Below are 22,805 nucleotides of genomic sequence, written 5' to 3'. Positions count from 1 at the left end.
CTTGGTGTCAAATCCAAGGATTCGACGCTGCAGATGGCCCGTCCGTGTTTTCGCCTCCGCGAAGCCGTTGAGACGTTCTCTCGTCTGAGGGAAGTCTACCTGCTGGATGGCGATCGTCAAGAAAATCGTGACCCAGTTACGGTGATTGGCAGTGGCGCAACTCTTTAATTGTCAAAGCCTTGATGAAATTCTCCAAATCACAAGCCGGGCACAACGGGATTAGCTTCACCAACCGGCGAATATCAGCCGATCCGGCCAAATTACCCGAAAGCCGCGACCGGCCTGAAACGAAACTGGCAATTGGGTTTGAGATGTTGCAGTCCCCCACTTGAAAGACCGGCTGTTGACCAAAAGTGACTGGTCCACGCGGTGCGGTTTCCAGCCCGAATCTGTTGCGGAGCGCGATCCAAATCATATGCCACGAAAAACAGCCCGCAACCCCAATTCGGGGCACGGGCCGGCAAAATTTTGATGCGGAAAAAAGCCTACGGCGTCTTTACTCGCTCATCGAAAATGACCTCACCGACGAGACCCGAGTCGCTCACCACACCTGCCCCTCGAAGAATTGTTGAGTCAGGCGTTTTCGTTCCGGCGTCAGCATCTGTGCTTGACGTTTCATCGCCGATGGATTTCGCGGGCGAATTTTTGTCGCTCGGATTTTCAATAACCCGAAACAATTGATCCCAGTTGAGATAGAAAACTTCCTTGCAGTTCTCAACGTTCGTAAAAGGCACCGGCCAGTTTGATTGCCGTTCGATGTCGAAAAATGCCGTACACTCGATTTGCTGTTTACGCAGTCGCGCCGGGCCGACCAATGGATAGTTTTTAGCGTCACCCAGTTCGTCAACGACCTGTTCGACGGTGACTCGCAGGTTTTTGATGGCTGTCGTTGCCATGAATGCGGGAACGCTCTTTTTCTTTTTGAGCACTACGCTGAGAGCAGAGCGGATTTCCTGTCCGAGCGGTGAGGCATCGTCCGGTATCGTGAAACCCCATACGGAGGGTTCGGGCGATTTGGGTTTCGCTTTTTCGATGCGTGTGACGGTGAATTCGAGACAGCGTTTTGATTTTTTGTCGTCGTCCGTATCGTAAAACGGAACAGAAAACGTCTTGCCGAGTCGGACCTTCTCAACAACATTGAGTGACTTGGTATAGACATGCGTGAATTCCCGTGTGACCACTCCGTCATCATCAGGAAGGAGCCCCTTGTTCATTTCGGGTTTGTCGTCGATGCGGGCGAAGAACGCAACAAAATCGCCATCGAGTTGTTGCACCTTCACGTGCCGCATGGCGCGGCCCATTGTGATTAGTTGCGAGATTTCGGGATCGGACTTAGGAGTGCGTCCAGGGATGGGGCCGACCGCGATCGTCCCTTCTTGATTCTCGGCGAGAATAATCCGCGGTGAAAAGATCACATGCTCCCTGCCGGATTCATCTTGGACCAACATGCGACAGGCAACCATGTAGACGGATTGATTTAATGTTTTAGAATCCGTTTTTACATCGTTCCCACCTGCGTAAATTCGTTCAAATTCCGCTTCCGAAGCACCGACAGCGGCTCTTGGTTCAGGGTGCGGTTTTTCCAGCGTCGCCTTCTCCTCCGCCACCACCCACGGCGAAACCACCAACACCGTCAAACCAACGGCAGCCAACACGCCGCGCATTTTCCACGACAACCGTGGGGACACTCCTTTGTCCAGAATCATTGCAAATCTCCGTTTCAGTGAACGGCCTTGCCCGAATGTGGTTGCCGACGCTGGCAACCGTGGGCGAGCGCCTGTTAGAAAGTCGATCGTTTGTAATAGCGCCGCGGCATAGTCGCGGCTGTGGTCGGGAAAGCGGGCGACCACGGCGGCGTCGCAACATTGCTCCGCCGCTTGCTCCAAGCCCCGCCGGCTCCACCAGAGCACCGGATGCCACCAATACAGAGCGGTCACACAGAGCACCAACCGCCGTGTCCAATGATCGCGGCGCTGTAAGTGAGCCAGTTCGTGCGCGAGAATACCGTCGATCTGGGCGGGCGTTAATTGTGTGAGTAGTTCAGCCGGCAAAAGGATCACCGGACGACCACCGATCCGCCATAACAGCGGCGAGACCTGCGCGTGAATCATGCGGACCTCCGGCACCGCCTGCACGCCGAACGCAGTTGATAACCGACGTACTTGTTGTTGCAATGCCGCTGGCGCGAGCGCGGTCCGGCGAGCCATCCGATGGAAGCGCCAGGCCCGTATGCCCAATAACAACAACCAGCCGCACGCCCCGGCGATCCAGAGGCCGACAATTCCCTCGACCAGATAATTGCGCCATGGAAAACCTGCTGGCTGCGGGGCTGCGGTAAGTTGTGGTGCAGCGTTTGTTGCAACGATTGCCGTGGGAATAGGCGCTTCTTGCACGGCGACCGTGGTTTCCACCGGCGCGTGGATAACAGCCGAAGAGGTACTGATGACCGGAGGAGCCGGTAGGATTTCGAGGGGTACCGTCACAAGCGGCGGCGTGATCAATTTCAAAAACACCAACAACCACAGCCCATGCGCAATCGCCGGACGACGGCACAGCCGCGCGAACAAGGCGACGCCGATTGCCAGCACAGTCGCCAAAACGGCGTTGGCGAGCACGATTTCGAACAAGGTTTGCAGCATGGGTTGTCTCCATCCATCAAAGGCGCTTGCGGATCGTGCTACTTGGCTTCGTCAATCATTTTTTTGAGCAACTCGCGTTCGCGTTTTTTCAGCCGCACGTTGCTGGTGAGGTGCATCAGCAGCGGCGTCAAAGATCCGTCGCACAGTTTTTGCGCGACCTGCTCCAGTTGTTCGCCGATCAGATCGTCGCGAGCAATGCTGGGTGAGAATTGGTGGGCGGATTGGCTGCGATCGCGACTGACGCAGCCTTTGTCTTCCAACCGCTGCAACAATTTTTGCACGGTGGCGTATTCGGACGTGGTTCCGCCGGGGTAGAGAATATCGGTCAATTGACGAATTGTCCGCGGGCTATGGTCCCAGAGGACTTCCAGCACGGCGAGTTCAGCATCGGCGACATGGCGTCGCTGGATAGGCATCGGTTGGTTTCCTCCATGAGTCAGACCGTTTGTCAGACATCAAGTCTGAGGCGAGTGTAAGACTTATAGTCTGAGGTGTCAATCGCGGGTTTCATAGCATAAAAAAAATCGCGGTTGCCGGAATGGCGACCGCGAGTGTTTGTTGCTGAAATCGTTCAGTCTCGATTAGGACTCGGGCTCTTCAGCTTCGAGGCCGGTTGGATCGGCCGGTTTAATACGGTAGACCGGTTTGTCGCCCAGTTTTTGTTCACACGCGGGACACTTGACCTTGGCAATTCCCGAACCGGTTTTGCCACCCAGTTTCTCCATGCGGCGTGCTGACTCACTGATCACGATGCCGCAGGCGACGCATTCTCGACCGATCAGTTCCAATTCGATATTGGGATCGGTTTTATAAAACTCGACGTGCTGCAGGATCTTCAAATCCTTGCCGTTCACAGTGCAATTTTTGTCAACGGATTGGTCCATCAACGGGATACCGTGTGGTTCGGATGCAAGCACCACTTGGAATTTCTCGGCCAAGATCAGAACCAAGCGGCGGTACTGTGAAAGTGTGGGGGTGATGTACAGCCGTTCGTCGCTCCCTTCGACGCCCGGCAGACGGATGCCAATCACGCCGTCGCCGAACAGATTCAGATCGGCGAATAGCGATTCCCCCAGCGGAAGTGCCGGCTGGGCGATCCAAATTTTTTCGAAGTCTCCCTTACTGATATATTGCGAATACGGTGCGGGGAGTTCGCCCGGATCGGGTCGCTTGGCCGCCTCGACCAAAGCATCACGGACCTTCTCGCGGATTGCCGGTTTTTTGCGCAGGGCGGCCTTGTTGGTCATACCCCCCTTGCCTTTAAAGACAGTCACCAACAGCATTGCGTCGTCCGAGAACCCGATGTCGACGAGTTCTGATTCGTCGGCCAAGCTGCCCGCCTTGAGTCGCAACTTCGAAATATTCACGCGGTGCAGACGGACATTGGGCATCCATGTTGTGAAGCGACCGTATTTATCGCTTTCGAAAATAATCCGTTCTGCCGAATCCTCCAGGAGCTCGTAACCGTCATCATCTTCGGTGTCGTCCAGTGCACCGGCGGGAGGGGTTCCGGGAACCAGAAACGGTGCGCGGCATTGCGGGCAACGACCGGTTCGTCCGCGAAACTTGTCGGCAACATGAATTCGGTGCCCACTGGGGCAATAGACGACCACCCCCTGCCCTGGAACCAATTCGTTCACTTTGACCACGCGGCCCATGCTGCGACGTAAGGCCTCCAACTCTTCGACCATCGCGCCATCTAGTAAGGCATCTCCCGACGATCCCCCAGGCGGGAGTGGATCGGCTTTTGCATCGGTCCCTTCTGCACTCTCCCCTGCATCTCCAGAATCTCCAGCAGGTCCTGCCGCAGCCTCAGCCCCTACCTCTCCTTCTTCGGCCAACGGATCATCGGTGAGCGAATAATCTTCGTCCACGGTGCTGCTGGGGGAATTACTGCGGAGGTCGAATGTGCTTTCGGTCGCTTCGAAGGTTGTGACGCCGGGAGCGACTTCAAAGTCGTCCCCTTCCTCCACCTCATCCGCCAAATCAAAATCGGCCAAATTGACGTCTTCTTTACCCATACCCTCTTGGGCTAATCGCTCGGTATTCGGGTCTAAAAACGCGCCGCACTCTCGGCAACGGACCGAACCCTTGCGGGACATTTCTCCGCAGCTCGGACAGGGAACGTCAACATTGACTTCCGGGGCATTTTCGTTGGAAACACTCATGACTACATTCTCATCTTAAGGAAAACAGACTCGGCCGCCGGCTGTGCCATCGGAATTCTTGGGCCGCTCGAAATTATTTGACTTTGACGACCTCTACATCGAAGACCAACATGGCCTTGGGAGGAATCGACGGCGGAAATCCTCGCAATCCGTACGCCAATTGATAGGGAATGATCAACTTGCGTCGTCCGCCCGCCTTCATTCCCGGAATGCCCAATTGCCAACCGGGGATATAACCAGTCAAAGGCAACGCCAACGGTTGTCCTGCACCGTCGTGGCTGCTGTAAAACTTTTCGCCATTGAGCAAGCGTCCGGTGCAATGAATCGTGGGAGCATCTCCCTCTCCGACCGCATCCCCTTCGCCTTCGACAATGTCGACATACGCCATTTCCACTTTCGTATCGGGATCGGTAATCGAATTCGTCAAATCCTTGATTTCGATGTTGCGAAAATCGACCCGCGAGCCGTGATTTTGCAAGCCGATATAACCAATCCGCGGCCGATCGCGGAGCGGCTTGTAGTCGCCCGACGCTTTGTCGTATTCATCGATGTTCGCTTCGGTGATCGTTTTTCCGTTGAGCACCACTTTGATAAACGGTCCTTTGCAGGTGATCTCGTAGCTGTTGAATTCACCGGGCGGTTTGAGAGCGCCCCGTTTGGCGGCGACTTCGGAGTAGATACTACCGCTGTACTGCGAATCTTTGAGTTCCGTGTACTCGTCGCCCTCGTCATCGAGAATTTGAATTTCCATCCCGGCAAAGGCAGGATTCCCCTCATCAGGAAACCGCAGGCCGACCCCACTATTGCCGTTGGGCGGAACGCGAAACTCGAGCTTCAAAACATAGTCGCTGTACATTTCTTCGGTGCGAAGCCATCCGCCGCCCTCACCAACGCAACTCAGCAATTCGCCATCGGCCTTCCAGGCCTCGATGTTTCCGTCCAGCACTTCCCACCCGGACAAGTCTTTGCCGTTGTATAGCGGTACGAAACTTTTCTTAGGGGGTTTCGGGGGATTATCTTCCGCCTGAGCACATCCGGTGATGAAGACGCCTCCCAAAGCAAATCCAGCTACGGCCATCAGGCCAACAACCAAGCGATACGAATGCATTCAACAGCCCTTCCAGGCAAGTCAGGAATAAAGTTTTCTTGATCCGGTCACTACAATTTCTAGGAATCAACCGGGCGGGAGATCGCACACCCAGTTCGACTCATCCGCGTCCCACTGCAAGCGAACGCAAGAATGGCAAGATTCACTGTACCAAAGCGGGCCGCTATTTTCAGCCAAAATCACCCCCAATCGACGGGCATTCGACAAAGAGGAGCCGCCGCTATCTGTGAAACAAGCCCCATCGCCCGCTGCGGTTTTCCTGTCGGTTTCCACCGGATTTGGGTGCATTTTTCAGACAAATCCGCCAGAATTCAGCATCTAGAGAGGGTAGGGACAGACTTCTGAGCGGGTCGCCGTCACCTGTTGCTGAATTCCCATGTCCGTCGGCTCCGCATTGTAAATCGACCAATCATGCCGCAAAACCTTGAAACTCAGTTTCGCGAACGACTTCCCCGCTGTGGCGAAGAGGACCCGCAATACGTCACAGAGCTTGTCGATGTGATTTTGTCGGCAGCCAGCGAGGCGGGGGCGACGGATGTGCACCTACTGCCCGGCGAAGATGCGATGGAGATGCGGTGGCGTCTCGACGGTGTCCTGCAGTCGGTGGCAATGTTTTCCGCCCGGCTGGCACCGCGGATTGTGGCGCGGCTTAAAGTGCTGTCGGACTTGCTCACCTACCAAACCGAGATGCCGCAAGAGGGCCGCATTCGTGATGCGGGTGACTTTGAAACCCGCGTGAGTACGTTTCCGGCGCTGTATGGCGAAAAATGCGTGGTCCGGCTCTTTGCCGGCGCGGGCCGGTACGATCGGCTGGACCGACTGAACTTACCCCAGGACATCCTGACCGACATTCGGCGATTATTGCAACAGACCACCGGGGTCTTTATGGTGACCGGACCTGCGGGATGTGGAAAAACCACAACAAATTATGCCTGTTTGCGAGAAATAGTAGACAATTCCGGCAGCGGCAAAAGTCTAGTCAGTCTGGAGGACCCGATTGAAGTTGTTGTACCAGGGGTCACCCAATCGCAAGTGAATCAGGCAGCGGGATTTGATTTGACGGTGGGGCTTCGGTCGCTCATGCGGCAAGACCCGGAAGTCATCATGGTTGGAGAAATACGCGACCGTGAAGTCGCAGAGACCGTATTCCAGGCTTCATTGACGGGACATCTTGTGGTGACCACTTTTCACGCGGGAAGCGCAGCCGAAGCGGTCAATCGATTGTCCGACATGGGCATTGAACCGTTTCTGCTAAAAAGCGGGTTGCTGGGAATTTTGTCACAACGTTTGCTGCGGCGATTGTGCGCATGCGCGCAGCCGAGCGCGGAACGGGACGATCGCATGGGACTTGCTGTCGAACAAGCCACCATGCCGGTCGGTTGTAGCGATTGCCAAGGGACCGGTTATCGGGGACGTTTCGTGGTTGCGGAGATGCTCACTGTTGAGGACGATGCCATCGGCGAGGCCATTCGGAATCGGCGGGATGCTCGGTTCCTTGAGCAAACCGCAATTTCAGCGGGCATGGTGACCAGCCTGTCACGCGCCTGCGAAGCAGTGAACCAAGGAATCACCTCCCCAGCGGAAGTTCGACGTGTGTTTGGTTTCTAATCGTCTGTTCTCAAAGGTCGATAACCACCCTGGTTTGATAGATTTTATAGAAGTCCAGTGAATACGCTATCCGAAAATGATTCATCGCCCCGAGCGATCAAACTCGAAGACCTCGTTGCTTTGAACGACGAGGTCGCAGCGTTGGTACGCGCCGGTGTCCCGCTGGAGTTGGGGCTGGAGCAAGTCAGCCACGACCTACGCGGCAGCTTAGGACAACTGGCGGCTGCGCTCGGTTCACACATGAGCCAAGGTGAGTCGTTGTCGCAAGCGATGGAATCGGAAAGTAGCCGATTGCCCAAACTGTATCGATCGGTCGTCGAAGCAGGTCTCCGCGCAGGTCGATTGCCGGCTGCCTTAGAGGCGGTCACCCGCTACGCGCAGTCGCTGTTGGAAGTCCATCGCCGTGTCACCTTGGCGTGCGTCTATCCCTTGATCGTGTTCGTGTTGGCCTATGCCATGTTTCTGGTGATGCTGGCTGAGATGATTCCGCGATTCGAGGCATTTGCCGAGCAAGGCCGGGAACCGCAAGGAATCGGATTGTCGATTTTGCTCTACCTTTCCCAAACCATGTCGGTCTGGGGACCGGTGATTCCCGTGTTGTTGATCGGAGTCATTGGCTTTTGGTTGTTTTTTCAAAAGCGAACGCTGATGCGCACGGGACGCTCCATGACGTTGTTCCGTTTTATCCCTTGGGCACACGGCATTCATCGCAATCAGCAACTGGCCAACTTCAGCGACCTGCTGGGCCTGTTGACCGAACAAGAAGTCCCCTTGCATACAGGAATTCTCTTGGCCGCCGACAGTACGGGCGACCGCAGGATGATTCAATCCTCAGAAGAAATCTCCTTGAAACTGCAATCGGGTGAATCACTCGCCGAGGCGATGGAATCCGCGAAAGCCTATCCCTCTTATTTGCGTTGGTTGATGCAGACCGGTGAACAACAAAGGACCTTAGCGGATTCATTAACCCGCGCAGCGGGAGTCTATCGCTCACGCGCCCTGGAGCGACTAGAGACCCTTTCACTGGCGCTGCCGTTAATTGCTGTCGCCGTTATCGGTGGCGGCGCCACATTGATTTATGCGTTTGCACTGTTCGCCCCGATGATCGAAAGCCTGCGTAACCTGGCCGCTCCTTAAACGGTTGATAGAACCCCATGCCGACGTTTCGTTATACCGCTGTAGATGCCACCGGCCAACCGGTCTCGGACACCCTGAATGCGTCCGATGAATCGGTGGCGCTGGAGAACCTGACTTCGCTCGGATTCACCGATGTGATCATGAGCGCAGCGGCCGACGCAGAAAAACCAAGGCAACAAGAAACGGCCCTCGAACTTGGTGACGCCGATTTCATGGCTGTGGCGCAAAACCTGGCCGACATCTCCGCCGCCGGCAAACCGCTCTCCGGGGGGCTGCGAGCCTTGTCCCAGGAAGCCCACTCGCGACGTTTGCGCAGAGGCCTCAAGCAGGTCGCTGACAGCATCGATCAAGGCGTCCCGCTGAAAGAGATCTTTTCTCAACGCATCGCGGGGTTTCCGCCGCACCTATCGGGATTGGTCCTGGCCGGCTTGCAAGCAGGCTGCCTGGACCAAGTTTTGCAGCAGTCACTGACCTACACCATGCGGGCCAATACCTTGCGGCGGCGCGTGAAGTTTTCCTTGGCCTACCCCCTCGTTTTGTTGTCCATCGTCACCATGCTGATGTTGTTCATCATGATGTACATCGTGCCGATGTTTTCGAAAATCTTCGACGATTTCGCCGTTGAACTGCCGGGGATGACCTTACTGGTGGACAACCTGTCGCGCGTCCTGTTGAAATTCGGTCTCTGGGGACTGGTGGGCGGCACCGTCATCGTGGTCACCGTTTGGATCATAGCGCGCCTCCTGCTGGGGCGACCGCGTTTGCGTAGACTGATCTGCAGCATCCCCGTTTTTGGAGGCGTGCTGCGCAACTCCGCCTTAATGGAATATTGCCACTTGCTGGCCGTGTTGATTGAAAGCCGCATGGCCCTGCCCGAAGCACTGCGGTATGCCGGGGGCGGGGTGCATGATGCCGATTTAGCGGACGCGTCCCAGCGACTGGCCAACGAAGTTGCCGCGGGACAACCGCTGGCTTGGACAGCCACAGCAATGCCGCAATTTCCCGCCGTATTCAGCCAATTCGTCAAATGGGGTGAGCGGCATCATGCCTATCCGGAATCACTGCACGCGGCGGGGGACATCTTCGAAGGGCGGGCGCGCGTCCAAGCGTCGCTGCTCAGGTGGCTCATCGAACCGTTCGTTATTATCGGCGTGGGATTGTGCGTCGGCTTTATCGTGTTAGCGATGTTCATGCCGCTGATTAAATTATTGAACGATTTGGCTTAACGAGTATTTTTAAGGCGCGGGAGACATCCCGCCGTGCGACTAGGGAATCGGCCACATGCCGGAACAAGGGTCTTCAATTACCAGCATCAGTAACGGCCTGTCTTCGCGACAGTCGTCGTTGTTGTGGATGTTGGCGGTGGCAGCTGAAAAAAACATGCCGCTGGTCGACGAGATCGATGCGCTGGCCGATGATGAACGCGGCGGTCAGCGCAAGCGCTTGCGCGATTTGGCTGACATGCTCCGCGCCGGAATTCCCTTGCCCGAAGCGGTTGAGAATATCCCCGGTCTGTTGCCGTTCGGGGCAACGTTCGCTGTGCGGGTGGGTTGCGAAACCGGCCATTTAGGTCCGGCCTTGCGCAGCGCTGCCAACGATCTGACCAGCGAATTCCAGGAGGAACAGGGCAGCAACATCATGTACCTGTTGTATTGCGGTATGGTGGCGTCGGTCCTGTTGTCACTCACCGGGTTTTTGATGTATTGGATCGTCCCCAAATTCGCCAAAATCTTCGAAGACTTTGACATGCAACTTCCTGAGGCGACCATCGGGATGATTGAAGTGTCCAACGTGTTCGTCAACTATTTCTATCTCTTCATGCCGCTGTTATTCGCAGCCATCCCGCTGCTCATCATCGCCACCATGTGGGGCTTGTCCGGCGGGGTTCGTTTTCTAGAAGTCCCGGCGTTCATGTTGCGTTTGTTCCCACGACTGGAGACACCGCAACTGTTACGGAATTTGTCACTGGTCATCGACTCCGGCAAACCGATGGTCGATGCGGTTTCCCTGGCCGCCTATTTTTATCCTCGGGCGATCATTCGTACAAAACTGGCACATATCGAAGTCGCCCTTCGGCATGCGGAAGATTGTTTTCAACAACTCCGCAAACACCGGCTGATTACCAAATCGGAAGAGCAACTGCTGCGCTCCGCCGAGCATGTCGGCAACCTCAGTTGGGCCTTGCGCAATGTGGCAACGAACCATGAACGCCGGCAAGCTTATCGAATTCGTATGTTCACCGAATTTTTCAAACCATTGGCCGCATTCGGCTTCGGGTTGGTGGTCGCTGCTTATGCCATCTGTTTTTTCATGCCCTTGGTCGCCTTAATGGATCAATTGTCCAAGACCTCCCCCTACTAAACTCAGGCAGCTGTTATGTATCGCCATAAAACAGATTCTCCTCTCAACAGGCAGCGCCGCCGCAGCGGATATCTGCTGGTCGAGATGATCGTCGCGGGCATCGTGCTAGCCGTGGTGATGACGGTCTATCTGCAGTTATTGTCCGCCACATCACGCCAACAACGTTATGCCGACCACCGGCAACTGGCGGGTGAAGAACTGGCCAATATCATGGAACGCATCACCGCGCAGCCCTATGAATCGATCGACCAGGAGGAACTCCAGTCCAAAGAATTGAGTGACTCCGCCACCTCCCACCTGCACGAAGCCGAATTGAACATCGACGTCCAACCAGTCAGTGAACCGGTCGCCGGCAAACAGATTTCACTTTCGCTGCGTTGGCGTGATTCCGGAAATGTCTTCGTCGCGCCGACTCGTCTCACCAGCTGGGTGTATGCCCCGGCGGGAGGCACGCCATGAATCGCCGCCGAGGGATTTCATTGATCGAAATGATCGTGGTGATCGGCGCGTCCTCGATCATATTGATGGTCGGCGCCGGCATGCTGCATACACTGATGCGCAGTGAACGGGTCGCCACTGAGTCGCTGGTGCACGCCACCAATCATGCCCGCCTAGCTGAGCAGTTCCGCGACGACATCCATGCCGCGTCGAACGCCACCATCGAAGGGGAACCGGGCGCAGATTATGCCCTGCAGATCACCAACCCCAACGCTGCGGAGATTTCGTATTCGCAACAAGGGCGACTGCTCGTCCGCAAAGAAACCGTAGCGACACAACCGCCGCGGCACGAACAATTTCAATTACCTGCCGATGTGCGCATCCGTTTTGCGATCGACGAGAGCGGTCCACAAAAAATTGCGGACTTGTCTTGGAATTTTGCCGACGACGACACGACCACCAACGCGGAGCGCGCCGCACGCCCGCCTCTCAACCCGCTCAAGATCGAAGCTGTGATTGGCAAGGACCATCGTTTCCAGGAGGCCACACCATGAAATCGGTTTCACGCCAGCCGACACAGGCCGCGCACAATCGTGGCGGCGCTGCACTGATCGTGGCGATGATCTGTACCGTGTTAGTAACTTTGATGCTGGGCACGATGGTCAAGATCACCCTAACCCGCGCGCAGCAAGCACGGCATCGCGAACACGCCTTGCAAGCCGACTGGCTGGCCGAAGCGGGATTGGAGCGTGCCCAGGCCCTGCTGACAGCCCAACCCGACTATCAGGGCGAAACTTGGGCCATTGAAGCTGAAACCTTAGGCGGACCGTACCGCGGGACAGTCACGATCAGAGTGGCAGCAATTCCAGAAAACCCTCAAGCACGCGACGTGTCTGTCCAAGCGGATTATCCCGCCGGGCAAATCGAGCGTATTCGCAAATCGAAACAGATTGAAATGATTCTGACCCCCAGCCCCTCGGATGAAACCCAGGACGCTGAATAAACAGGAGTACACAAATGAGCCAACAAGTGAGTCCCCCATTTTTGACAAACCGTGATCAGCGGCGTCGCGGCTTTACGCTGATTGAATTGTTGGTGGTGATCGCAATCATCGCCATTTTGATCGCCCTATTATTACCGGCGGTCCAACAGGCGCGCGAAGCCGCGCGGCGAACAACGTGCCGCAATAACATGATGCAAATCGGACTGGCGCTCCAAAACTACGATGGCGCCCACGAATGCCTGCCGCCAGGGACCGTGAACCCAACCGGCCCAATTCAAAATCTCAGACAGGGATACCATGTCAGTTGGGCGCTGCTGATTTTGCCCTTCATGGAAGAGGGCAACATCTATAACCACTGGGATTTTTCAGTCAGCGTCTACGACGACAAAAACGAGGCGCCGCGAGAGCAAGTTATTCCGTCGTACATCTGCCCCTCCTCTCCGATTGCTCAAAGCGGACCGCACATTTCCTATGCCGGGTGCCACAACAGCAAGGCAGCGCCGATCGATGTCACCAATAACGGCGTGCTGTATCTCAACAGCAGCATCCGCTATCAACAAATTACCGACGGAAGTTCGCACACGATTTTTGCGGGCGAGAAGGACAGCCTCGTCGCCTTAGGCAGGATGGGTGTGCCTGTTGATCCGGACGTTCCCACTTGCTGGGCATCGGGCACAAACGCGACCTTACGGGCCACGTCAGACATCAATGGTGCGTTTCGAGCCATGATGATGCAAGCCGGTCCCGGCCAACCGCAACCTCCCCTCGATCCGGAAGACGAATCCCCACTCGAAAGTGGCTTTAGCAGCTTCCACGCCGGCGGGGCTTTCTTTCTGTTCGGCGACGGCAGTGTGCAATTTTTGAGTGAGAACATAACGCCGGCCATATTCGCTCGCCTGGGTGATCGTTCTGACGGTGAAATGCCCGATGCAGGACAGTATTAAACGTTACACAACGATGAATAGACGCATGACGAATCCAATACGGCGACTCAAAATGCCGGCGCGCCGCGGTTTCACGGTGATCGAGCTGACCGTGGTGATTGCGATTATCGTTGCCGTGCTCGCGCTGCTGCTGCCGGCCATGCTCAAGGCTCGTGAAGCAGCTCGCCGCACACAATGCCAGAACAACCTCAAGCAGATTATCTTGGGACTGCACAACTATGCCGAACAGCGCCACGTGTTCCCGCCCGGCGTCGTCGATGATCAAAGACCGATTCTGCAAGAACCGATAGGGTATCATGCCAGTTGGACCGTGCAGCTCCTACCGTTTTTGGATCAAACAAACGTCAGCAATGGTTGGGACCGATCCGTGGGTATCTATACTGGAAGCAATGCTCAAATTTTCAATTACGTCATCCCCGTATTCGCCTGTCCCAGTAACAGTGAGCCGAACCCAATTCGTTTCGGCCACCCCCAATCGAGTTATGCCGGTTGCTATAACGACAGCGAAGCTCCCATCGACATGACCAATGTGGGCGTGCTGACATTAAATAGCAGCACGCGCTATGAAATGATTCCCGATGGTACCTCCCACACGATTTTCATCGGCGAGGTCCGCTTACCGGAACCGGACGTGGACATCGCACTGGCCGACCTGGGCCAGCATGGCTTGCTGGGTTGGGCTTCGGGAACGCGAGCCACGCTGCGAAATACCTCCCAATTCAATCAGGAACTTACGGCCGCGGACTTTGCAGAGGGGGATCGGACTGGTCCAGTCGGCGGGTTTGGCAGCTACCACGAAGACGGTGGCTATTTCGCTTTTGGGGACGGTTCGGTACGATTTCTTCACGACTCGATCGATCCGGCCTTGTTGCGGGATCTGGGCAATCCTGCGGACGGAAACCTCCCTTCAGCCGATAAGTTCTAACGATAACCATGACGCCGCCACCACAAATGCCCCTCCCGGCAGCTTTAGAAGTTCTTCACGATGCGCGGACCGGCCAAATCGTGATCACCACGATGGGATCGGCGCGGGAATGGATGCAGCTCGGCAGCGACCCGCTCGATTTTGTCTACGCCCCCTCAGCAATGGGCGAAGCTCCGGCTGTTGGATTAGGCCTCGCGCTGGCACAGCCCGACCGGCAGGTCATCGTCTGTAACGGCGATGGCTGCATGCTGATGAACCTGGGCAGTCTGGTGACGGTCACCGCGCAATCCCCGCAGAATTATGTACTGATCGTATTCGAAAACGGCCACTACGAAGTCACCGGCATGCAACAAACCGCCGCCAGCGCCGACGCGCGACAGCGCGGAGACGCGATCGACTTCTGCGCAACGGCACGGGGATGCGGCTTCACGTCGGTCTACGAATTCGACGACCTCAATGCGTGGCGCGATAGCATCGCAACTGTACTGGGTGAGACCGGCCCGACATTCGTACTCCTCAAAGTCGCCCCGGTTCCTGGTGGAGCGGTCCCACGCTCACCGGCACCACCGGCGGAGCGGGCGGTGGCGCTGCGTGAGGTACTCACCAATTCCTAAGAGCGTGTTTTCAAACTGGGAGGGCGAGGCTCCTGCCGAGCCGCGATGAACCCTTTTGCTTGCCTTGGCCATAGAGATCTCAACACTTCCCCACACCAAATGCCAAAATGCGGCTCAGCAGGAGCTTCGCCCTCCCGGATCAGTGGATGGCAGTTGTAAATCGTAACTTGAAAACACGTTCTAATGTCAGATCGAAGATTGATGACCGCAGACAATGAAGAAGTCGTTTGGATTTTTGTGGGTGGGAAAAACCCAAATCCCAGTGCGGCGTTTTCCAGTCGAGAATCAGCCGAAGAATGGATTGCCCAGACCAAGCTCTCCGGCACGCTCACCGCTTATCCGTTGAATGTTCCGGTATACGATTGGGCGATTCGCAAGGGAATCTTTAAGCCATCAAAACCGTATCAAAGTTCGCCGAAGTTCATCGCTGGATTTTCGTCGGCAGGCCTTGAGCATTATCACTATGAAGATGGCGTCAACGAAACGGGTTAACCTCGGTGCACATTTATGTGTGGCACCCGAGACAGATACTCTCGCCGGCTGTTCCTCATTACTCTTACACAACAATCTCAGCTTTCACGCCGGCCTGAGCCTTGGCAAAGATAAGCCAAGATTTTGCACACCAGACGGGCTGAGGTGAATTCGTTGACGGTGGTGCCGGGTTGGCTGGAGGTTTCGACCACATCGCAGCCGATGATTCGGCAATGCGGGTTCTCCATCAGTAGCGCCCGCAAGTAGCGTAAGGTTTGCCACCAAGTGAGTCCCCCCGGTTGCGGGGTTCCGGTGGCTGGGGAATACATCACCTCCAAGGCATCGACGTCGAAGGTCAGATACACATCTCCGGTGATCCCGCGCAATTGCGAGAGCAGCTCCGCTTCTTCGTGGGCGCCTTCTGCCAACCGTTGGGCGAGAAACGCGCGATAGCGTGCTGAAGAGCGACCATGCTCCATCTCCTCACGTTCGGCCGAGCGAATTCCGATGGCCACGACCGAGGCTCCCCGTTCCAACACCCGCCGCATCACACAAGCGTGCGAATGTTTGTCCCCTTCGTATTCGTCTCGTAAATCCGCATGCGCATCGAATTGCACGACAGTCACATCGGTCAAATCGTCCGCTCCGGCCGCAGCACGCGCCAAGGGAGCAGTCAAGCTATGTTCGCCCCCAATGCCGACGACCAGCTTACCGGTTTGATGCGGCGATTGGGCTGCCGTAAAGACTCTCTCCAGGTAGGAGCAGGCGTCTTCGCTATCCTGAGGGGCAACCGGCTCCGCCCAGTGATAGGACAATTTGTCCAGATCGAAATCGAGTTCTTCATCCCACAGTTCGACTTGGCAAGAAGCTGCGAGGATCGATTCCGGCCCTCCAGCCGTACCCCGACCGTAAGACACGGTGCCTTCAAACGGGAGCGGCAACAGCACGACGTCGGCGTCATCCGGCCCAGCATCCGGAAGATCCAGAAAGGTGCGGGGTGACATCATTCTCGGCTATCGCGATCTTCCAAGATGGCTTTCATCAACAACGGCAATGCGACGGTGGCATCGGCGTAAACTTCCGCAAAACGTCCGCCGGCATTCGGTGAGACGAACTTGCCCCAACTCACCCCTTCGGAGTAAGTACAGCCCGACAGCCCGCCCCAATGGACCGGTTCGGGACAGATGCGGACACCGTATTGGAATTGCGGCTGTTTCCACTTGGTTCCGAGCCGCGCGTTGGAAATCTCATAGTAGGGCGCCACTTGCTGCGCCCAATTCCGCGGCACGCCGCCGCCGACTGTTAAAATCCCCAACCGCTCAGATCCGCCGGCTAAGCGAGCATATTCTTGCAGGTCCAAGAAAGGATTGAACGAGGGAACGGCTGAGAGGACTTCTGCCGAGTCGAGCGCAGTGGCCGCTTTCGACTGCCCCGCGATCCATTCGGCCATCGCCCAGGTAGCGACATCCAGTCCGATCTCACTGTCGGTGAAAGCAGGAATGAACACAGGGATTTCTTGCTCGAAAGCACTGCGCAAGATTCCACGTCCCTGATTCATCTCCGCTAAACGGCTGCCGACTGCGCGGCACAAGCGGGCGGAGGACCAGACACCATCCGGCGGAGATTGCGATTTGAGCACTGAACGCACGAGTTTCTCGACGTCGTTCAGGTTCGATTCCATCTCCAGCGTATCGTAAATCCGGTTGTATCCCGCCTCATACAAGTCGTCATCCGAGTCGGAGGGATGGTACCGGTAATGCGCCAACCCGATGGACTCCGTCAGGCCATGTGCGATCAATGCTCCAGTGGCTACCACGGCTTGCACCAGCCCGCGATCGATCATTTCACAGATGATCAATCCTTGCTTGGCAACCGTCATCGCACCGGAGAGAGTCAACACGACCGAGCAGTCGGCATCATCGAACATCTCTCCCAACACGCCGTAGGCTTCGCCCAAATTTCGACCGCCAAAGGCGGTTTGGGACATTGCCTGCAACAGCCCGGCAAAGGAGTCCACTTTGCCGAGGTCCAACGACTCCAGTGGAGAGAGGCCGTCTTCACGACCATCGTGCAGTTTGCGGATCGTCATTCTTCTATCAACTCCAAGGAGCCACCATGATCTGCAATCCCGCTCAACGGGGCTTCAAGGTGGGGGGAGCTTGTCGAAGTGACGGGAGTCACCGGCACAGTAAACCGTGGCATTTGCACTGTGGTGACTTGGCCTAAATCAACATCCTCGAGAATATACTTCAAAATGTCGCTGGGATTGGTCCGGCCACAGGTGAAGATATCCAAAGCCATCAAGCCGAGGTCGGCATAGCAATGCGCGGAACAATGGCTTTCATCGAGGAGCACCATGGCCGTAAAACCGGGCGGGGAATTATGGCCAAAATGATAACGGACTTGAGAAATGACCGTGGCTCCGGCGCGCGTCGCGGCCTTGGCCATTGATTCCAGAATCAGCTGGTCATTCAGACAAACGTCTCGGGGGACGCCCTGGCAATCGATAAGTAAATGTCGGCCTTTGTACAACTCATAAATCCTCCGGAAGGTCATACCGTGATACGGTACGGGACAAGTCAGTTCCAAAAATGAACAATTCAAACCGCCTTCGGCACACACGAAATGCGACCAAAGACGATTTGGCGGGATTATTACCGCGTTGCTCCCTTTGGATCAAGCAGGAATTCGACTATTTTTCGGAATTCTAGCGGTCAATCGTTAGTCGATCATGCGCCATGAGGAATTATAGGCCACGAATATCGGCCGGAATAGCTGCCTGGGGCCGGCTACTCTTCACTTTCCCGTAATTTTGCCAGCACCGACAGGTCTTCCAGCGTGGTCGTGTCGCCCACGAGTTCGCGACCGGCGGCGATGTCGCGTAGCAGGCGCCGCATGATTTTACCGCTACGGGTCTTAGGAAGGGATGCTGTAAAGCGGATCGTATCCGGCGTGGCGATGGCTCCAATGGAATGCCGGACATGTTGTTTCAACTCTTCCTTGAGTTCATCCGTGCCATCGTCGGTTTTGAGTGTCACGAAACAGCAGATGCCTTCCCCCTTCAGGTCGTGCGGAAATCCGACGACGGCGGCTTCAGCCACCTTGTCGTGCGACACTAATGCGCTTTCGACTTCCATGGTGCTCAACCGGTGGCCGGAAACGTTCAGCACATCGTCAACACGGCCCATGATCCAGTAGTAACCATCTTCGTCGCGCCGCGCCCCGTCTCCGGCAAAATAGCAACCGGGGATCTCGTTGAAATACGTCGCCAGGAAGCGGTCGTGATCGCCGTAGAGCGTGCGGAGCATCGACGGCCAAGGCTGACGCATCACCAGTAGTCCGCCCGAATTATCCGGCTGGCTGGTGCCGTCTTTACTGACGATATCCGGGACAATCCCTGGTAGCGGCTTGGTGCAACTGCCTGGGGTAGTCGCGGTCACACCCGGCAGCGGGCTCATCATGATGCTACCCGTCTCGGTCTGCCACCACGTATCGACAATCGGACAGGCCTCTTGACCGATGACCTTGTGATACCACATCCAAGCCTCAGGATTGATCGGCTCACCAACCGTCCCCAGCAACCGCAAGCTCGACAGGTCGTACTTGTTGGGCCAATCGTCGCCCCATTTAATGAAGGCCCGAATGGCGGTCGGAGCGGTGTAGAAGATATTCACGCGGTGCTTCTCAACCATCTCCCAAAACCGGCCTTCATCCGGCCAGTTGGGGGCCCCTTCATACATCATCGTCGTCGCCCCGTTGGCCAACGGACCGTAGATGATGTAACTATGCCCCGTGACCCAACCAATATCAGCCGTGCACCAGTAGGTGTCTTCGTCCTTGAGATCAAAGACCCATTTGCTGGTCATCATCGTTCCCAGCGTGTACCCGGCGGTGGTGTGCAGCACCCCTTTCGGCTTGCCGGTGCTGCCCGAGGTGTACAGGATGAACAGCGGGTGTTCGGAGTCGAGCGGTGTGGCCTCGCATTCGGCGGAGGCCCCTTTCATCAGGTCGTGCCACCAGTAATCGCGATCGGGGACCATCGTGACTTCAGCCCCGGTGCGCTGCACAACCACAACTTTTTCGACCGACGGCGATTTTTCCAGGCTCTCGTCGACGGCGACTTTCAGCGGAACTTGCTTACCCCGCCGCCACCCGGCATCGGCCGTTACGACCAGTTTGGCTTGTGCGTCATTGTTGCGATCGGCAACGGCGTCGGCGCTAAAACCGCCAAAGATAATCGAGTGAGTCGCTCCGATGCGGGCACAGGCCAGCATGGCGATTGCCAATTCGGGGATCATCGGCATATATAACGTGACCCGGTCCCCTTGGCCGACTCCCAACTGCTTGAGCACGTTGGCGAATTTGCAGACTTCGCGATGCAAATCTTGATAAGTCAGTACGCGGGTGTCGCCCGGCTCGCCTTCCCAGATGATGGCAGCCTTGTTCTTCCGCCAGGTCTTCAGATGCCGGTCGATGCAATTGTACGCCGCATTGATTTTTCCGCCCGTAAACCATTTGGTGTCAGGCATATCGCCATCGAGGACTTTGTCCCACTTTTCGAACCAATCCAGGTTTTCCGCCATTTCGCCCCAAAAACCGGCGGGATCGTCCTTGGCACGGTCCCACATCTCTTGGTATTCGGCTTCGCTTTTTATGTGGGCTGCAGCAGAAAACGACTCCGAAGGGGGAAACTTGCGGTTTTCATGGAGGACGTTTTCGATGCTGTCGCTGGATGGGTTCGTCATGGACTTCATTCCTCTCACTCAAAATATACGACACCCGCCGCCCGGCTGGAGCTACAAACACAGCACCGGAGACGAGACACTGGCAATGACCTGAAATTCTTGGTCTGCGGGGGAACGCCGATCTTAGACCCTGAAAATTGGCATGTCAACGAAATGCCATCGATCACACCGCTGGATCGCGCAGGTTGGAGCGAACCGCCCAAAAAGCCCACACAGCCGGATTTTTGGTGCGCCCCGCGCAGCGGCAAAGTTTACGTAAACCGCAGACGTCCGCTCCACCACCCCTCAGCTCTGGGCTTCACCAGGGGAGACGTCATCCATCGACTGCCCCTCAGCCAACCGCAATAAGAGCGGCAACAGCACCAAATTGCCGATCAACCCGCCCAGCATCGCCACGCTGACCAGCACGCCAAAATAGATCAGCGGAATAAAGTGCGACAACGTCAGCACGCTGAAACCAAGAATCAAGGCGATATTGGCGAAGACCAAGGCTTTGCCGACCCCTTGATGCGTGGCACGCAGAGCGTCGTTTACATCCAGCCCCCGGGCCTGAGCGCGGCGAAAGCCGGCGATGTAATGCACGCTGGAATCGACCGTCAGCCCCATGGAAACGCTGGCGATCATGGCGGTGGCGATATTAATCGGCACACCACCCCACCCCATCAGGCCGATGACGATAATGATCGGAAACACGTTGGGAACCAAGCAAATCAGGCCGATTTTCAGACTGCGAAAGGCAATGGTCATCATGGTCGTGATGCCAATGGCTGCCAGTACGAAACTGGTGATTTGATCACTCAGCAGACTTTCAATCAAAAACGTCAACAACACAAACAGCCCGGTCGCATTGGCTTCACCGAATTCGCCGGCAGTGATTTCCGTGACTTGATCAATCGCGCGAAGTTTGGCATCGGATTGCTGACGTTCCCTAGCACGGAGCATGATCCGCATGCGGCCCTGTTCGGGGTTGTAGAGTGTTGTTTCGAACTCCGGCTGGAAACTGTGCATGATTTTGCGTTTCCGCTCCAACGAAACGGAGACAAAAAACGCGCTGTCCGGCAAAACATCGAAACCATCGGGCAGCGAGAGCACTTTGGTCAACATCGGCCTGGGGGGTTCGGATTCACTTTCAGTTTCCCCTTGCGGCTCGTCGAGCGCGTTGAGCTGATCGGCCACGTCGCGCACGCGGTCTAAGAACTCCTCATCCAGCTCCTCATCCGCAGAGGGAGCGGGGAAATTGACTTCCCAGGTTCCCGAGCCGCCCAGACGGTTTTCCACAAAGTTCAAGTCGCGGACCACGACGCTGTCGTCGCGAAAGTTTTTCGAAAAATCGGTCTCCACCCGCAAACGCATGAAGCCCGCCAAGGCAAAGAGCGTCAAGGCCAATGCGGCGAAGCCCAGCAGCCGTGGTCGGCGTTCAATGGCGTTGGTCACATGCTCCAAACCGGCCCCCAGTCGTTTTTCAGCCGGTGCGTAATGGGGATCGGGGCTGAATGATCCGATCAAAATCCCACCCGGTAACAGTGTGGCTGCCGCAACCAAAACCAGCATCGCCCCCAAGGCCATCATGATGCCGAAACTTTGCACCGGTGTAATGTGGCTGGAGAGCAAAGCCGCGAAACCGACGGCTGTCGTGGCACAGGTCCAAAAAATCGCCGGTCCCAGGTCGATGAAGGTTTGCCGCAACGCCTCGGTTCGATCCGCGTGTTTGCGCCGCTCGCGAAAGTGGACGGTGAGGTGAATGGATGTTGCCACCCCGATGATTGTGATCAGCGACGTCAGCATCGAACTGACCATGCTCAACTGCATGCCGCTGAGGACTAAAATCGCCTTGGTCCAAATCAACGTGGCATGCACGATCAAAATCGGCAACGCGACCCAGCGTAGCGAACGAAAGAACAGCAAGATCACACCAATCAGCAGCACCGACGACCACAGGCCGAGCGTTTCACCATCCTCTTCGACGTAACGAAACATATCGTGCACCTGCACCGGTTCGCCGACGATATGCACGGGAAACTGGTAATCCTTGGCAACCGCGCGGATCGCGGCAATGGTTTCCGCTCGCGACCGTTTCGCTTGATTCAATGATTGCAGCCGCAAAATGACCGCCGTCGTTTGTTCATCCTCGCCGATGAGCAAACCACGATACAAATCGAGGATTTCGTTCTCGTCGAGCAACGGAATATTGCCGACTTTCATCGACGCGGCCAAATCCTGGATGCTGACGACGTCCTCGATTTTTTCGAGCTTCTCGACAAATAACTCCAACCGATCCAAGCCTTCGTCGGCCAACAATTCCGGATCGGTGTACGCGAGGACGACAAATTCATCGCCGCCAAAGAGTTTCTTGCTGTGTAGATAATCCAACAGGTGCGGATTGTCTTTGGCGTACAGCGACTCGATTGATTGATCAAACGTGAGTTGAGACGCGGGAACGATCCCACCGGCGACTGCCACGCAAGCGTACAGGAACAAGGCAATCCGGTGGCGGATCAAAAAATCGACAAAGCGGGACAGCCGCGGCGAATCGTTCGGCTCTGGTCTAGGCGCATCCGTGGCTGCCACAATGTTCTCCCCGCGAGATTAGGCTGTCGGCTTTAGACTTTAGACTTTAGGGTTCGTCACTGGGGCCGGCATCGAT

At 56.2% G+C, this 22,805-nt stretch carries 20 protein-coding genes; 11 read left to right on the top strand and 9 right to left on the bottom strand.

Features of this window, described 5'->3' with window-relative positions:
* Positions 1 to 485: 485 nt before the first annotated feature.
* The 4 genes from Mal52_RS01580 to Mal52_RS30385 form a co-directional block, all read right to left on the bottom strand.
* Entirely contained in the window at positions 486 to 2,639 is a 2,154-nt protein-coding gene (locus tag Mal52_RS01580; RefSeq protein ID WP_145373859.1) for a M56 family metallopeptidase, read from the bottom strand.
* A 38-nt stretch (positions 2,640 to 2,677) separates the two neighbouring features.
* Positions 2,678 to 3,055: a BlaI/MecI/CopY family transcriptional regulator gene (locus Mal52_RS01575; protein WP_145373858.1), complete on the bottom strand. Its 378-nt coding sequence runs from the start codon at positions 3,053 to 3,055 to the stop codon at positions 2,678 to 2,680.
* A gap of 165 nt (positions 3,056 to 3,220) precedes the next feature.
* The gene (locus Mal52_RS01570; RefSeq protein WP_145373857.1) at positions 3,221 to 4,807 is read right to left on the bottom strand and encodes a hypothetical protein; all 1,587 of its coding nucleotides are present in this window, start codon (positions 4,805 to 4,807) and stop codon (positions 3,221 to 3,223) included.
* Between the two features lie 73 nt (positions 4,808 to 4,880).
* The gene (locus tag Mal52_RS30385; protein WP_145373856.1) at positions 4,881 to 5,915 is read right to left on the bottom strand and encodes a 3-keto-alpha-glucoside-1,2-lyase-like domain-containing protein; all 1,035 of its coding nucleotides are present in this window, start codon (positions 5,913 to 5,915) and stop codon (positions 4,881 to 4,883) included.
* Between the two features lie 411 nt (positions 5,916 to 6,326).
* Between Mal52_RS30385 and Mal52_RS01560 the strand changes: the two genes are divergently transcribed.
* The 11 genes from Mal52_RS01560 (at position 6,327) to Mal52_RS01510 (ending at position 15,437) form a co-directional block, all read left to right on the top strand.
* The gene (locus Mal52_RS01560; RefSeq protein WP_145373855.1) at positions 6,327 to 7,523 is read left to right on the top strand and encodes a GspE/PulE family protein; all 1,197 of its coding nucleotides are present in this window, start codon (positions 6,327 to 6,329) and stop codon (positions 7,521 to 7,523) included.
* Positions 7,524 to 7,580: 57 nt separating this feature from the next.
* Positions 7,581 to 8,660, top strand: a complete 1,080-nt coding sequence (locus tag Mal52_RS01555) for a type II secretion system F family protein (protein WP_145373854.1) — start codon at positions 7,581 to 7,583, stop codon at positions 8,658 to 8,660.
* Between the two features lie 17 nt (positions 8,661 to 8,677).
* On the top strand, positions 8,678 to 9,886 hold the full coding sequence (locus Mal52_RS01550) for a type II secretion system F family protein (protein ID WP_145373853.1): 1,209 nt from the start codon (positions 8,678 to 8,680) through the stop codon (positions 9,884 to 9,886).
* Between the two features lie 55 nt (positions 9,887 to 9,941).
* On the top strand, positions 9,942 to 11,021 hold the full coding sequence (locus Mal52_RS01545; protein WP_145373852.1) for a type II secretion system F family protein: 1,080 nt from the start codon (positions 9,942 to 9,944) through the stop codon (positions 11,019 to 11,021).
* Positions 11,022 to 11,036: 15 nt separating this feature from the next.
* The gene (locus Mal52_RS01540) at positions 11,037 to 11,480 is read left to right on the top strand and encodes a hypothetical protein (protein ID WP_145373851.1); all 444 of its coding nucleotides are present in this window, start codon (positions 11,037 to 11,039) and stop codon (positions 11,478 to 11,480) included.
* On the top strand, positions 11,477 to 12,013 hold the full coding sequence (locus Mal52_RS01535) for a prepilin-type N-terminal cleavage/methylation domain-containing protein (protein ID WP_145373850.1): 537 nt from the start codon (positions 11,477 to 11,479) through the stop codon (positions 12,011 to 12,013). The genes Mal52_RS01540 and Mal52_RS01535 overlap by 4 nt, the downstream gene beginning before the upstream one ends.
* Positions 12,010 to 12,462, top strand: a complete 453-nt coding sequence (locus Mal52_RS01530) for a hypothetical protein (RefSeq protein ID WP_145373849.1) — start codon at positions 12,010 to 12,012, stop codon at positions 12,460 to 12,462. Before Mal52_RS01535 ends, Mal52_RS01530 begins: the two co-directional genes overlap by 4 nt.
* Before the next feature lie 14 nt (positions 12,463 to 12,476).
* Positions 12,477 to 13,406: a DUF1559 domain-containing protein gene (locus Mal52_RS01525; protein WP_145373848.1), complete on the top strand. Its 930-nt coding sequence runs from the start codon at positions 12,477 to 12,479 to the stop codon at positions 13,404 to 13,406.
* A 25-nt stretch (positions 13,407 to 13,431) separates the two neighbouring features.
* Positions 13,432 to 14,331: a DUF1559 domain-containing protein gene (locus tag Mal52_RS01520; protein WP_197534590.1), complete on the top strand. Its 900-nt coding sequence runs from the start codon at positions 13,432 to 13,434 to the stop codon at positions 14,329 to 14,331.
* Between the two features lie 8 nt (positions 14,332 to 14,339).
* On the top strand, positions 14,340 to 14,945 hold the full coding sequence (locus Mal52_RS01515) for a thiamine pyrophosphate-dependent enzyme (protein WP_145373847.1): 606 nt from the start codon (positions 14,340 to 14,342) through the stop codon (positions 14,943 to 14,945).
* A gap of 201 nt (positions 14,946 to 15,146) precedes the next feature.
* Complete coding sequence (locus Mal52_RS01510; protein WP_197534589.1) at positions 15,147 to 15,437, top strand: DUF7710 domain-containing protein; 291 nt, start codon at positions 15,147 to 15,149, stop codon at positions 15,435 to 15,437.
* A gap of 77 nt (positions 15,438 to 15,514) precedes the next feature.
* On the opposite strand, the gene speB is transcribed toward Mal52_RS01510, so the two are convergent.
* The 5 genes from speB to Mal52_RS01485 form a co-directional block, all read right to left on the bottom strand.
* Positions 15,515 to 16,423 (bottom strand): agmatinase, encoded by a 909-nt coding sequence (gene speB / locus Mal52_RS01505; RefSeq protein ID WP_145373846.1) that lies wholly within the window; start codon positions 16,421 to 16,423, stop codon positions 15,515 to 15,517.
* Positions 16,420 to 17,505: a deoxyhypusine synthase family protein gene (locus Mal52_RS01500; RefSeq protein WP_145373845.1), complete on the bottom strand. Its 1,086-nt coding sequence runs from the start codon at positions 17,503 to 17,505 to the stop codon at positions 16,420 to 16,422. Before Mal52_RS01500 ends, speB begins: the two co-directional genes overlap by 4 nt.
* Positions 17,502 to 18,020, bottom strand: a complete 519-nt coding sequence (speD, locus tag Mal52_RS01495) for an adenosylmethionine decarboxylase (protein ID WP_145373844.1) — start codon at positions 18,018 to 18,020, stop codon at positions 17,502 to 17,504. Before speD ends, Mal52_RS01500 begins: the two co-directional genes overlap by 4 nt.
* Before the next feature lie 185 nt (positions 18,021 to 18,205).
* Positions 18,206 to 20,161 (bottom strand): acetate--CoA ligase, encoded by a 1,956-nt coding sequence (acs, locus tag Mal52_RS01490; protein ID WP_145373843.1) that lies wholly within the window; start codon positions 20,159 to 20,161, stop codon positions 18,206 to 18,208.
* A 285-nt stretch (positions 20,162 to 20,446) separates the two neighbouring features.
* A complete protein-coding gene (locus Mal52_RS01485; protein WP_145373842.1) occupies positions 20,447 to 22,729 on the bottom strand; it encodes an efflux RND transporter permease subunit in 2,283 nt (760 codons plus the stop codon).
* Positions 22,730 to 22,805 lie beyond the last annotated feature (76 nt).

This window comes from Symmachiella dynata (assembly GCF_007747995.1).
Lineage (GTDB): Bacteria > Planctomycetota > Planctomycetia > Planctomycetales > Planctomycetaceae > Symmachiella > Symmachiella dynata.
Note: the sequence above shows the minus strand (reverse complement) of the source record. Positions and strands in the feature narration are given on the sequence as shown.